The organism is Agaribacterium haliotis (genome assembly GCF_002312815.1).
Classification (GTDB): Bacteria; Pseudomonadota; Gammaproteobacteria; order Pseudomonadales; family Cellvibrionaceae; genus Agaribacterium; species Agaribacterium haliotis.
The window spans coordinates 1-12,983 of record NZ_NKQJ01000017.1 but is presented as its reverse complement, the minus strand read 5'-3'; the positions used below and the strand labels follow the sequence as shown (position 1 = coordinate 12,983).

Sequence of the window (12,983 nt, the reverse complement as noted above, 5' to 3'; positions counted from 1 at the left end):
TAAAACAGGCAAAACAACAATAAAAAATCGCGACCAAAGTACCAGGAGTTTAAGCACCAGGCGTTTAGACCTCGGCGAACCAACTACATACAGCTCTAATACGGGTTAACTGCGTTTGTCAAAATAATTAAGCCACTCAAAACAGGCGAATTAAAACCTTAGCTAACGCCCCTTTTCTCCTATACAGCCCTTACTTAATTACGGCCTTTGCCTAATTACGGTCTTGTCTAGCGGCGCGATACGGTATGCCCCGCGTGCGCATTTTAATGGCGTAGACACTGGTAAATGCGGTAATAAACAAGGTATCGCGTTCGGCCCCGGCAAAAACAACATTGGCCGTATCCTGCTCAAGTTCAATGCGCTCTATCTCAACACCATTGATGTTGCGCACGCTTATATAGGGGCTGCGGCTGCCATCGCGCGCGGTTAAATAGATATTATTTTCACAGTCTATGCTCATGCCATCGCTGCCGACATCTGCAAAAACTTGTTTATTGCTAAGGCTGCCGTCTTCTTCAATTAAATAGCGATAAGTCACATTCAGGCCACCTTCTTCGCTAACAAACAATACCTTGCCATCGGCCGTGCCGACTATGCCATTGGGCCGAAATAAGTCTTGCGTCACCCGCTCGGCAACCGAAGCCCCATAGGCAATACGATAAACTTGACTGGTTCCGGTATATTGTTCGCAGCGATAACAGGGGTCGGTAAAATAAATATCGCCATTCGGAGCTAACCACAAATCATTGGTCTGATTAAAACGGCCACCGCTGTGGCGGCTGGCAATATCACTGACTAAACCAAGCTCGTCCATTTTTACTATCTTGGCGCTTTCCGTTTGCGCTATCAGCAAGTGATCGTTTTCATCAAAATATAAACCGTTGGCACCTTGAGTATTTTCCAACTCAAGAGACAAATTGCCGTTTATATCGTAACGATAAATACGGCTGTTCGGCACATCGCTAAAAAACAAATTGCCAACGCTGTCTACAGCTGGTCCTTCTGACCAGGCAAAACTAATATCGCGGCTAATATCTTTTAACTGCGCGCCTTCGCGCAGCACACCACTGGCAAAGGGCTCAAAACACCCGCCGGCCAATTGGCTCTCGGCGCAGCCGTCGGCATTCACAGGCTGAGCAAGCGGCGAATGCGCACAGGCATCTAAGTGATCGGCAACACCATCGCCATCAAAATCAGTAAAGGCGCTCGCCGATGGGCTTGGTTCGGGACTTGGCTCCGGGCTTGGCGACGGACTCGCTAGCGGTGATGGACTGGCGCTGGACTCGGGGCTTGGTGACGGACTCGCAATGGGCGATGCGCTGACACTTGCTTCAGGGCTCGGCAAAGGGCTCGCTATCGGCGATGGACTGAGGCTTGCTTCGGGGCTCGGCGATGCACTCGCTATCGGCGATGGGCTGGAGCTTGGCTCCGGATTCGGCGATGGACTCGCTATAGGCGATGCACTGGCACTTGGTTCGGGACTCGGCTCTGAGCTTGGCAACGGGCTTGCACTGGGTTTGGGGCTTGGCGAAAGCTCAGGTGTCGGCTGCGGTGACGCTTGCGTGCTTACTTGCGGTGTTGGCGTTGGCTCCGGCCGGGGAGAGGGTTTTGCGGAAGGTCTCGCGGAAGCTATTGCGGAAGATATGGGAGAAGGCTTTGGCGCAATACTCACTACTGGGCTGGGTACAGGGCTAGGAAAAAAGCTCGGCGCAGGGCTAGGCTGCGGAATAACGGGGCCACCGGCATCCTGGCTTGGGCTTGGATTAGGGCTAGGTGCCGGCTCAGGGCTGTCTATGGGCTCAGGGCTGTTTACTGGCTCAGGGCTGTTTACTGGCTCAGGGCTGTCTATGGGCTCAGGGCTGTTAACAACAGGCAACTGAATATCGCTACTATCGCCCGAAGCAGAACCGCCGGAACCAGAGCCGCCACCGCAGGCGATCAAGCTTGTCGCCAAGCTAAAAATAGCCAGAAGCTGAACCGGCTGCCTAACATACGCCAGCCAAACACACTCTCGCCCAACAAAACTGCGCATACCATCCCCAAAACCGACAAACAAGGCCGCAGCGACTTGCCCCGTTATACAAACGAGCACTCAAAGAACAATTAGGACAGCTAGCCGAGCTTATCTATGTGTATAAAACGCGCCAGTCTAGGAGCTCGGGGCAACACAAAAACATCAGGCAGAAGTCGCAATTGAACGGGCTTTTGAACGGCTATGCGCGAGCAGTGAGACGGCATTCACAAAGACACGGCTCAACACGGCAAGGGCTAAAAAAATAGAAAAACAAGAAAGAAAACGGTGGGCGAGAAAAACAGCGCGCCTGGCGCCAACCTAACAAGCACTTAGCTCAAGTGTATAACTGGGCAGCAGTGTTGCCCCTTGCGCCTGGGTGTAGAGAAAATAACAATTATCGTCTTGCGGCAGGCCGTTGCCATTAAAGTCGTAACCAATATAGGTCTCATCAATATTGGGGTCATCAATGGCAAAGTCGTCAGAAAGACTCAACCATGACTCAAGGTCGGTATTGTCGAGCCAACCCCATTTCAGCCGCGTGTCACAGTTGCCGTCACCATTACTGTCGATATCAACAAGGTCATCGCGGCCGGGAACCTCACAGAGGCCAACACCGATTCGGAAGCGGCTCTGAACCAGATTATTTGCAGCCAGGGCCGAGGCGCTCAAATTGCGCAGCACAGCAACCCGACTCTCTTCACTGAGCTCAATAAACTTAGGCACCGCAATGGCCGCCAGTGTCGCAATCAAGACCAGCACTGCGAGCAGTTCAACCAAGCTAAAAGCCTTTTGATTCAGAAACTTGCAAAACATTCGAACAAATTTTAGACAAGCAAAAACGCATCATAGCAGTTTCGCGCAGCACTGCAATTCTGCGCGCCAGCGGTGAATAGCCAAGCCCGAGCCAGCCACCTCACACGAATGCATACATTGATAACAAAATCATCACAAAATGCAGCTCATCAGAAACTTAAAGTAAAAGCGCGAACCGCTTCACTGTATTCACACAGCCCCATATTTGTCGCCAAATTCATTTAGTAGCATTTTCTTATTATTCCCCCAAAAAACGCACTAAATAAAAGTATGACAATGAAGCCAAGCATGCTCAGAACAAAAATTCTTGCCACAAGTGTCTTAGCACTAAGCATCAGCGCCTGTGGTGGCAGTGATGATGACAATTCAGACAGCCAAATAACGCCGATTAGCGAGCCTAGTGCATCTAGCCAGCCCAGCCCAAGCACACAGCCAAGCCCCGATCCCGGCAACGTTGGCAGCCTACCAGAAACCGACGCGTCGCCGAGCCCCAAGCCCGACCCACAGAGCTTGTACTTAAAAGCCCACTACCCCGAAAAAAATTCCAGCATCGTGCCAACTGGCGACGAGATCGAGCTGCACTTTAATAAAGCGGTTTACACCAGCGGTGCCGATTTAACTAGCTTATTTACCCTGCGCGAACAGGGCAGCGGCAAAATCGTCGATTTTGATCTTAGCTACCTGACTGAAAAAATTGTTGTGCTGCAGCCTAAAAGCAAACTTGCCTACAAACAAAACTACGACGTGGAAGTTTCAGCTGCACTTGTTGCCGCTGACGGCACAGCATATAAGGGCAGCAGCTGGTCGTTTACAACGTTGGCCGATGTTGGCAACACCGACAGGCAGCGCCTTAGCGAGCAGTGCACCGGCCGCAAAGATGAAGCATTAAGCCTGCTTGAACTGGTCAACAATGAGCGCAAACTCGGCCCCGGCAGTCTCTGCGCCAGCCAGGGTTACAGTGCGCAAACTAGCCTGAGCCTGGTCTGTGACCTAAATAGCCTGGCAAGCTACGCAATTTCCAAGCAATACCGAGGCGAAGCCGTTAACTACAAAGATGGCGCGGCCTTGTTTTCTTATGAAGCAAAAGCGCTTACAAACCTTAGCCGCGTGATCGACAAAAAAGAAAACATTGGCGCGGTTGAGTTTTTCCAAAACAATATCTCAGCAAACGATTGTGCCGTATTGATGGACGCCGAGCTTGATCACTTTGGCGCAAGGCTTAACGCTCAAGCCGGGGCAAATACCTATCATGAGCTTATCTTTGCCAACGCCGCCGACGGTTTTGAACTAAGCCCGCACAGCGCAACTTATACTGGCGCGATCTTAGATATCAATACAACATTTAAAACCTTTAGCCTGCGCGGGCTTGATCAGAGCAAAAACATTTATAGTTACGCCAAAATTCAGTTAAGCGAACAGCTTATGCGCGATGATATTGTCGACGTTGAATTTATCTACCAAGCGAACAACCGCGATCACGATATTCCATTAACAGTATTATCACTGAAAAAATCGGCCAAGCAGCAGGCGTCTTATTTTTATATGGGCAACGCTTTAAGCTCTGACGATGTCTCGGCAGGCAGCAGCAATGAAGTGCTCGGTTCAAACATTCCGTTTGTTATTGAAAGTGACGACGTGGTTTTTGGTAACGACGGCAGCGGCGCAACAAATTTAGCCAGCACCTGGATTTCCTATCGCGAGAGTGAAGGTTATAAACTGGAGCGCTTGCTTTTGTGGCAGGGGCGAAAAATTATTTCCGGCGCGACTATCAGCAATATCACAGCGGCCAACACAAGCGCCTCCGGCAGCGCGGCAACAACTAAGCTCGCCCCCCATGGAACGATAGAACTCGACAGCGGTGAAATTATTACTATTGACTCTCTGGCACGCTTTGACAAGCGCGATGATCAAAGCGGCGAGTTTGAAACATTCAGCGACATCAAACCCGGCGATAGCGTATTAGTGCGCTTTTTCGACGACAATAACGGCGGCCTGCTCGCTGAATCTATTGTGAGAAACAATATAAATTAACGCCAGGCCAGCAAAAGCAGATAAATAACCCCCCCCCGGTGTTGACCGGGGGATTTTTATCAGGTTTTTCTGCTGCAGGCTTTTCCTCTGAGGGTGCTTGACCCTCCTCCTTAGCCCTGCCCCTTACCCCCCCCTTTTACACTGACTCTTTTTTTACCGCCCCTTCATTTTATCGCTGCTTTTTCTTACCCCTTCTTTTTTCCAATTTTCGGTTTTCACCAGGCGCCCATCGACTGAGCCAGTTTCAGGCAAGTTGAGTCGAGAAAACGTATACATATTTCCCATACTTAAAAGCTTGGCCTGAGCTGAATCAGCTCAGATAAATCAACTTAAGGCCTTCAACCGAAGGCCTTAAACTCAGCCCAGGCCCTGACATAAAAAAAGAAAAAAATCATCACGACCAACAGCCCGTCTGAAACTCGATTAAGAATCGAGAACCATTTCAAGTATAAAAAAGACAAGCATATTTACAGCCCCTTTTGTTAAGTAGCATTTTTGCTCTTAATAAAAAAGTTGGGACCTCACTCATGTTTAATACAAGAATGTTTGCTGTCACAGCACTGGCTTTTGTGCTCAGTGCCTGCGGCGGCGAAAATAATGACGAAACAGATCAAATCAACAACGCCATCAACCGCAGCCTTGACAGCCTGCAAAATCTGCAAGCGAGCCCCGCTAGTAGCGACCTGCCAAGGCCTGAGACAAGTGCGCAAGCCAGCGCTCCCGATGCCCAGGCCAGCCTGATGCCAGAGGCTCCAAGCACACCTAAAACGGAGCCTACATTGGCACCCGTGCCGAGCTCACCGAAACCGGAGCCCGCTGCTGAAAAAACCAGTGAACCTCAGCCGAGCTTAAAACCTCAAAGCAGCCCCGAGCCCAGGCCGACAGTACAAGCCACGTCACGGCCAGAGCCAAAACCAAGCGCAAGCGCAAAACCACGCCCTGAAGCCAGCCCTGAACCCAGTAGCGAAGCAAGCGCTAAACCTAGCCCTAAACCAAGCCCTAAACCCAGCACCGAAGCGACAGCAACGCCTAGTGCCACCCCTACAGCAAAAGCAACTTCAACACCGCAAGTCAGCCCGGAATTCAGCCCCGAGCCTTCCGCCTCTACAGTGCCGTCGCCATCAGCGAGCTTTGAAACACCCGAAGGCCAGCCGACAAGCACACCCGATCCTCAGAGCCTCTATATTCGCGAGCACTACCCACAAAGAGACTCAACGATTGTTCCAAGCGGTGATGAAATTGAACTGCGCTTTAACAAGGCCGTTTATATGCAAGGCGCAGATTTAAGCAGTTTATTTAGCCTGACAAACACGCACACAGGTGAGCTTGTCGACTTTGACTTAAGCTACCTGAGTGAAAAAATTGTTGTATTGCAGCCAAAACAAAAACTCGCCTACAAAACGGTCTATGACGTAGAAGTATCCGCTGCCCTGGTTGCCGCTGACGGCACTGCCTTTGCCGGTAACAGCTGGTCATTCACAACGCTCGGTGATGTCGGCAATACAGATAGAAAACGACTCAGCGATCTTTGCACAGGCAGAAAAGAACAGGCGCTTGCACTGTTGGAGCTTATCAATAACGAGCGAAAACTCGGCCCGGGCAGTATCTGTGCGGCGCAGGGTTACAGCGAACAGCCGAGCTTAAGTTTAGTGTGCCCGTTAAATACCGTTGCCTTTACCGCAAGTTTTTATCGCCAAAGTGGCAAAGCTGTAAACCACCTTGATTTGGCCGAAAAAAACCGCTACCAAGCTCAACGCATCGAATCACTTGCGCACACCAGCAGCAGCGAACTTGGCGCACAAGCATTTTTTGACCAAACTATTTCCGGCGCCGACTGCGCGCAAATTATGCATAGTGAATTTGAACACTTCGGTGCGTTTATCAATGCTCGCGCGGGCGGCGACTACCTGCACGAACTTGTTTTTGCCCAAGCACAAAACGGTTTCAGCTTAAAACCACTTACTAGCAACACCACCGCTGCAATTTTAGCTATCGATAAAAACCTTAAAACCCTCAAGCTAAGAGGCTTAGAACACAGCGATGTACTTTATAGTTATGCGAATATTCAGCCAGAACAAGCACTAAGCGTTGATGACATCGTTAATATCGAAGCCCAGTACCGCGCCGCACATAGAGACAGTGATGACCCGCTGGAAATATTTGCACTAGAAAAAGCGCCTCAGCAGGAACTTTCTTACCTGTTTTATGGCAAGGGTTTGATTTCAGAAGACATAAAGCCCGGTACTGAAAACGAAGTCTGGGGCTCAAATGTACCGTTTATTATAGAAAGCGCCGAACAGATATTTGGCGATGATGGCAGCGGTGCAAGCAGCTTAAGCACCAGCTGGCTCAGCTACGCTGAAGGCGAAGGTTATCGCTTGCAGCGCCTGCTGTTGTGGCAGGGCCGCCATATTATTTCCAAAGCGCGCATCGTTGCTGTTCAGGCCGAAATAAACCCTGGCCCTGAAGCCAGCGCACGCCTCGGCAGTGTCGAACTCGACAGCGGTGAAATCATTACCATCGACCGCTTTGCGCTATTTAGTACAAACGACAATCAAGCCGCTGAGTTTAATAGCTTTGACGATATCAAAGTTGGCGATACCGTGTTGATACGCATCTTTGACGACAACAATAACGGCTGGTTAACCGAATCCATTGTTCGAAAAAACGTGAACTAGTATTGTTTATTAAACATAAGGCACTCTAGCCTTACTAAGCTCGATTCCGGCTCAGAGCCTTCTGGGCCGGAAACTTTCCACAAAATGTATTCACAAATAGCGGCACAGGTACAAAAACTTAGAACCAGCCCTCCCTGCAAGCTTGCATTAAACCGGCAAACATCATTACAGTAGCGCCGGCCCAAATGGCGCCAAATACCGCATCGATGCCGAGCTTGCTCTAAGTAGCCAAAGCGCAGCGTCTATGTAAAGGCTGCCGTAAGCGCCTATCTCTCCAATCGTTATTTATGCCATCTGTTATTCCCTCGCCCGAATCAGGATTTGTTATGCCCTTGTTAACCCTTCGCCCAACTTGCTTGTTGCTGCCAAAAACGCTGAGCGCCTTAGTTGTTATAGCCAGCGCAGGCCTTGTGAGTGTTACGGTGAGCAATGCGGCCTTTGCCCACGGCGGCGGGCTGGAAGAAGTGATTGTTATGTCTGCCCGGGGCCATCGCACGCTCGACGATTCCGCCCTGCGTGTAGAGGTGCTCGGTGAAGAAGAGCTGCACGAAAAAGCAAATATGAAACCCGGCGACATACGCATGATGCTAAATGAAAGCACCGGCATTCAGGTTCAGCAGAGCTCAGCCACCAGTTTTAATTCAACTGTACGTATTCAGGGCCTCGACGGTCGCTATACCCAAACTCTGCGCGACGGCCTGCCAATATATTCGGGTTTTTCCAGCGGTCTTAGCCTCTTGCAAATCACCCCTTTGGATTTAAAACAAGTCGAAGTTGTCAAGGGCGCCTCGTCGACACTTTACGGCGGCGGCGCCATTGCCGGGCTTGTCAACCTGGTATCAAAAACACCGCAAGACAAACCTGAAAGCGCCGTTTTGCTAAATGCAACCTCTGCGGGGGGCCAGGACCTAAGTGCCTTTCACTCCCGCCAGGCAGGCCAACACGGGCTGACCTTATTTGGCTCCTACAACCGCAATGACGCCTATGAGGCAGCCGACAACGGCCTTAGCGCGATACCGGAGTTTGAGCGCACAACACTTACCCCGCGCTGGTTTTATTCTGCTTCAGAGCAAACCCAATTTGATCTCGGCCTTGGTCTTGTCAATGAACAGCGCCTCGGCGGCAGCATGAATTACATTCAAGGCCGGGCTCAGAATGAGTATTTTGAAGAAAACAAAAGTCGGCGCGCCTATCTTCGCTTAGGCCTGGAACACAGTTTTGACAACGAACTGGAATTTAAACTCAAGCACACAAATAGCAATTTTGATCGCAGCTTAGAAATTCCCGACTACAGATTTTCGGGCCTGCAAACATCGAGCTTTAGCGAACTTAGCCTCGGCAGCGATAGCGGCGAACACGCCTGGCTTATCGGCCTGAACGCGCTGCAAGACAAATTTGATCAGGACACAAGCGAGGACGGTTTTGTCCACGATTACCAACAACACAGCGTTGGCGCCTTTGCTCAATATACGCAAGCCTTAAGTGCTACGCTAAGCTTTGACGCCGGGCTTCGTATTGATCAACACTCCGATTACGGCGAATTTGTCCTGCCCCGCTTTGCTTTTTTATATACTCCGACGCACGAGCTTAGCCTGCGTTTGGGCGGCGGCCTGGGTTATAAAACACCAACATTGTTTATCACCGACGCCGAAGAACAGCACTTTGAAAATATCCAGCCAATTAATAGCCACGATTTTGACGCGGAAACATCCAGCGGCTTAAACTTTGATATCAACCACCGGTTTGAGCTCAACGACGAATTCACGCTCAACGGCAACTTCTTACTTTTTTATACAAAAATCAGCAAGCCCGTTGAGCTAGTCGACCAGGGCAACTATTTTGCATTCGAACAACACGATAACAACGTACACAGCAAAGGCTTAGAGAGTAATTTAATTTTTTCCTGGCACGAACTGAGCTACGTGCTCGGTTACACCTATGTCGACGCCAAACAAAACAAGCAGGACAAAGAACAGCCACTTGCACTGGTATCCAAGCACCGCTTAAACCAAGTCTTGCTGTGGGAGCGCGAAGATGATTTTCGCATCGGCTTGGAAGCTTACTACTTCAGCCCCCAACAACGAGAGCAAGACAGCACAGGCGAGAGCTACTGGATTTTTGGTTTAATGACAGAAAAAAGCGTAAGTGAATCCTTAGGTGTTTTCTTAAACTTTGAAAACTTCACCGATACACGCCAAAGCAAATTTGAAAATATCAACAACGGCGATTTAGTTAACCCAGACTTCAGGGATATCTACGCCCCGCTCGATGGTTTTGTTATTAATGGCGGCATTCGGCTTCACTGGTAAGAAAAATCCCCCCGCCAGAAAAGCACAATAGCAACAGCATGCTGCGCCTTGGCTCAAGGGCTATCGACCAAGATGGCTTACCCTGCATCAAGGCCAGGTTTTTCTGCACAAATAATAACGCAGTCTACATCGAGCGTGGTTTCACCAAATGCCACGGCACCCTCATCGTAGAGCCTTGATTTTACCGAAGAAAAGCCGGCCTCTTCCATCAGCATTTTAATTTCATCACTGCGGCGAATATTAAAACCATATTTGGTAAAGGCTGCATTTTTAAGTGCCGTATCGGAGCGAACGCCCCAAACTACGCGAGCCCCCGGCTTCAACCAAGTATAAATATGCCGAAAAAACGCCGGTAAATCATCGATAAAATAAAGTACATTGACAGCCATCAGAGCATCAACGCTATCCGCATCCAAGTGCACATGCAAACAATCGGCACTTTTTACATGCACGTGACACGGTGCGCTTATAAAGCGCTGCTGTAATTCAGCCGCCATTAACTGCGATTTTTCCAGCGCCCAATAGTGCCCCTCGGTGCCCAGCGCCTGCAATACCGGCTCGGACAACACACCATTACCGGGGCCAATCTCAACCACACATTCGCCCTTTGTTACCGATAAGGCCTCAATCGTTTTGCCAGTCATAAAACGATTGAGTTCATTCATCTTATCGCCAACGCCCAAACCTGCCTCGCCACTTGGACAGGCAAGCTGAGCGGCAACAAAACGCAATTCCTGTTCTTGTTGCTTGTTTTCTTGTGACGATTTGTGCTGCTTCAGGTCGTGATCTGGCATAAGGCCTCTCTATTCAGCTAGTTTTCAATAGGAAGAGTATGGTCTGCACCCCACTGTGCCCACGAGCCGTCGTAAAGCAGGATATCCGGGTAAGAACAAAGGCGCGCCGCCGCCAAAACTATGCAAGCGGTCACACCTGAGCCACAGGAAAACACCAACTGTTTAGCGCGCTTGGGAATGATCCGTTGAAACTCTTCAACAAGGCGCTCGGGAGATTTAAAGCAAAAACCATCTAAAACCAGAGCAAACGGTAAGTTGACAGAATTTGGAATATGACCCGACCTTAAGCCCTGCCTGGGCTCTGGCACCAAACCCAGATAGCGCTCTTTTGCGCGGGCATCGACAACTAAAACTGCCGGATTATCAATATTGCGTAAAATAAACGCTTTATCACACAGGGAATTTAAACGGCTCTCGCCAACACTCACTGCAGCCTCTTCACCACCTTGACTGCATTCGTCACCCGCGTAAGTATCTGCCACCGGGCGATTTTCATCTATCCACTTAGGCAAACCACCATCTAAAATAAAAACATTGTTAAAGCCCATAGCTCGAATTATCCACCAAGCTCTGGGCGATGAATAAATACCCTGGTTATCATAGACAACAACAATACTGCGCTGGTTTAAACCCAAGCCTTTAATGCCTTGCTCAAACTGAGACTGGCTAGGAAAAGCGTGAACCGTGTTCGAGTCAGTATCACAAAAGCTGCTTTCAAGGCAAAACTTCCGACTACCGGGTATAAGGCTCGCCTTTGCATAAGTGATTGCATTTTTGCCAACAACCTTGCTCATACTGGCGTCTAGTAAAACAAGCCTATCATTCGCTAAATTTTCGCTAAGCCACTGGGTCGACACACAAATATTTTCCATTTAAACCTCTGAATAATGAACAAACCGGCGCACCCTCAACACATAAAAACAGCAATGTAAAACACGACTTTCTTAGGGCCTGTTAACACTAATTAAATGCACACTGTTGCGCCCCTCATTCTGCTATCAAGGCGTTTGGAGCGCGGTTTGGTTGTTCCAAATAAGCGACAAACAACACAGAGAGCGGGATGAGGGGCACAACCCGAAGGGCTGGGCCTGAATATCCCCCCAGATGCGTTACTTATCGCTTATTTAGCTTGCTAAACTGCGCTCAAAGCGCCTTTCTGGTCGAACACTCAGGCTCCAGCAGAGCGTATTTAATTAGTGTTAACAGGCCCCAGATCGGCAATGACTGCCAGAAATTAATGAGCTTAATCATCCAGGATCAAAGATTTCACTTTAACGGCTTTTTCAAAATGATCTAACTTGTGAGTCATGATCCACCAAGTAGCAGCTTCCATTAGAAGCTCGGGGTTATCATTCTTGTTTTTGAAAAAAGCATAAAAAGAAATACCTACACCATCCCTTTTAGACTGAATCTTTTTATCACAGACAGAGATAATCTTTTCTTTGAGGCTGTCTCGCATTCTATTTCCTAATTGACCTAAAAGCCTGGGATCAACAAATACAACTAAGCTTACTACCAGCCGAATTAAAATCTGAGTGAACTACCTTTATAGGCTAATGCCCTGTTTCAGCAAAGACATCCTTCGCAGTATTAAGTGCGTTAATAGTTGCTGGCATGCCCCCATACAAGTTCATTTGGAATATAACCTCACAAATCTCTCGTTTAGTCACACCAGCCTTTAATGCGTTCTTTATATTAATACGCAGCTGAGGCTTTGTTTGCGAACCCTGAGCAGTAAGCGCCGCGATTGTTGCGATCAAACGAGTTTTAATATCCAGCCCAGGCCTCGAGTAGATGCGACCATAAATTGTTTCGACTAAAGATTCTGAAAATTCAGGTAAAAGCTCATCGTAGCGCTCTGCCAAAACTTCCTCTAGCTCTGGATCTATTGACTGTAAAAAATATCTTCCTCTATCTAAAGCATCACCCATACTTTTTTCCTAACTTGACTAGTACTTACCAGAACGTCGCAATTACCGACAGAAACAAAGTTGCTTAAAGCAAGCTATTAAAGCATACATTAAGTTTCGCCGTGGATGTCTGGTAGATTACTTAGTTTGAGTCGTGATAATTACGACAAAGCCTATTTGATCTATTTATTGTGTATAAATTATTACCTTTTAAGAAAGCTAGGAACTACACTTTGACCAAAATTATGAAAGCCAGTCGTACCTTCCTCACCTGCCCCCCAGCAGGCTGGTTACGAAGCTCAAAGCGAAGCAGACCGCCGAATTTTAAGAAATTACAGCTTTTGAACAAGCGCCTGATAACGAGCCCGTAGCAAAACGGCTTCATCTTGCTCAGCGTTTTCACAAGCTATTGCTTATATTGATTGCCTAGAATT

9 protein-coding genes are annotated in these 12,983 nt (G+C 48.8%); 3 read left to right on the top strand and 6 right to left on the bottom strand.

Going from position 1 to position 12,983, the window contains the following annotated elements; all coding sequences use genetic code 11:
* Nucleotides 1-211: 211 nt before the first annotated feature.
* Nucleotides 212-2,032 (bottom strand): SMP-30/gluconolactonase/LRE family protein, encoded by a 1,821-nt coding sequence (locus tag CFK45_RS18395; RefSeq protein ID WP_143247627.1) that lies wholly within the window; start codon nucleotides 2,030-2,032, stop codon nucleotides 212-214.
* A gap of 300 nt (nucleotides 2,033-2,332) precedes the next feature.
* A complete protein-coding gene (locus tag CFK45_RS16895) occupies nucleotides 2,333-2,827 on the bottom strand; it encodes a prepilin-type N-terminal cleavage/methylation domain-containing protein (RefSeq protein ID WP_096087627.1) in 495 nt (164 codons plus the stop codon).
* 288 nt (nucleotides 2,828-3,115) lie between these two features.
* Between CFK45_RS16895 and CFK45_RS16890 the strand changes: the two genes are divergently transcribed.
* From CFK45_RS16890 to CFK45_RS16880, 3 genes are all read left to right on the top strand, one after another.
* The gene (locus CFK45_RS16890) at nucleotides 3,116-4,858 is read left to right on the top strand and encodes an Ig-like domain-containing domain (protein WP_158224743.1); all 1,743 of its coding nucleotides are present in this window, start codon (nucleotides 3,116-3,118) and stop codon (nucleotides 4,856-4,858) included.
* A 527-nt stretch (nucleotides 4,859-5,385) separates the two neighbouring features.
* On the top strand, nucleotides 5,386-7,536 hold the full coding sequence (locus tag CFK45_RS16885) for an Ig-like domain-containing protein (protein ID WP_143247626.1): 2,151 nt from the start codon (nucleotides 5,386-5,388) through the stop codon (nucleotides 7,534-7,536).
* A 326-nt stretch (nucleotides 7,537-7,862) separates the two neighbouring features.
* Complete coding sequence (locus tag CFK45_RS16880; RefSeq protein WP_096087657.1) at nucleotides 7,863-9,845, top strand: TonB-dependent receptor plug domain-containing protein; 1,983 nt, start codon at nucleotides 7,863-7,865, stop codon at nucleotides 9,843-9,845.
* A 77-nt stretch (nucleotides 9,846-9,922) separates the two neighbouring features.
* Here CFK45_RS16880 and CFK45_RS16875 read toward each other — a convergent pair whose 3' ends face one another.
* From CFK45_RS16875 to CFK45_RS16860, 4 genes are all read right to left on the bottom strand, one after another.
* Nucleotides 9,923-10,639 carry a class I SAM-dependent methyltransferase gene (locus tag CFK45_RS16875; protein ID WP_096087624.1) on the bottom strand — a complete coding sequence of 239 codons (717 nt, stop codon included), beginning with the start codon at nucleotides 10,637-10,639 and terminating at the stop codon, nucleotides 9,923-9,925.
* 17 nt (nucleotides 10,640-10,656) lie between these two features.
* Nucleotides 10,657-11,511 carry a sulfurtransferase gene (locus CFK45_RS16870; protein WP_096087623.1) on the bottom strand — a complete coding sequence of 285 codons (855 nt, stop codon included), beginning with the start codon at nucleotides 11,509-11,511 and terminating at the stop codon, nucleotides 10,657-10,659.
* A 371-nt stretch (nucleotides 11,512-11,882) separates the two neighbouring features.
* Nucleotides 11,883-12,098: a DUF6500 family protein gene (locus tag CFK45_RS16865; protein WP_096087622.1), complete on the bottom strand. Its 216-nt coding sequence runs from the start codon at nucleotides 12,096-12,098 to the stop codon at nucleotides 11,883-11,885.
* Between the two features lie 94 nt (nucleotides 12,099-12,192).
* A complete protein-coding gene (locus tag CFK45_RS16860) occupies nucleotides 12,193-12,570 on the bottom strand; it encodes a carboxymuconolactone decarboxylase family protein (protein WP_096087621.1) in 378 nt (125 codons plus the stop codon).
* Between the last annotated feature and the right edge of the window lie 413 nt (nucleotides 12,571-12,983).

Bases quoted from the DNA above. Each gene is read 5' to 3' on its own strand.
- CFK45_RS18395 (WP_143247627.1), bottom strand. From the start codon at position 2,032: ATGCGCAGTTTTGTTGGGCGAGAGTGTGTTTGGCTGGCGTATGTTAGG.
- CFK45_RS16875 (WP_096087624.1), bottom strand. From the start codon at position 10,639: ATGCCAGATCACGACCTGAAGCAGCACAAATCGTCACAAGAAAACAAG.
- CFK45_RS16890 (WP_158224743.1), top strand. From the start codon at position 3,116: ATGCTCAGAACAAAAATTCTTGCCACAAGTGTCTTAGCACTAAGCATC.
- CFK45_RS16885 (WP_143247626.1), top strand. From the start codon at position 5,386: ATGTTTAATACAAGAATGTTTGCTGTCACAGCACTGGCTTTTGTGCTC.
- CFK45_RS16865 (WP_096087622.1), bottom strand. From the start codon at position 12,098: ATGCGAGACAGCCTCAAAGAAAAGATTATCTCTGTCTGTGATAAAAAG.
- CFK45_RS16895 (WP_096087627.1), bottom strand. From the start codon at position 2,827: ATGTTTTGCAAGTTTCTGAATCAAAAGGCTTTTAGCTTGGTTGAACTG.
- CFK45_RS16870 (WP_096087623.1), bottom strand. From the start codon at position 11,511: ATGGAAAATATTTGTGTGTCGACCCAGTGGCTTAGCGAAAATTTAGCG.
- CFK45_RS16880 (WP_096087657.1), top strand. From the start codon at position 7,863: ATGCCCTTGTTAACCCTTCGCCCAACTTGCTTGTTGCTGCCAAAAACG.
- CFK45_RS16860 (WP_096087621.1), bottom strand. From the start codon at position 12,570: ATGGGTGATGCTTTAGATAGAGGAAGATATTTTTTACAGTCAATAGAT.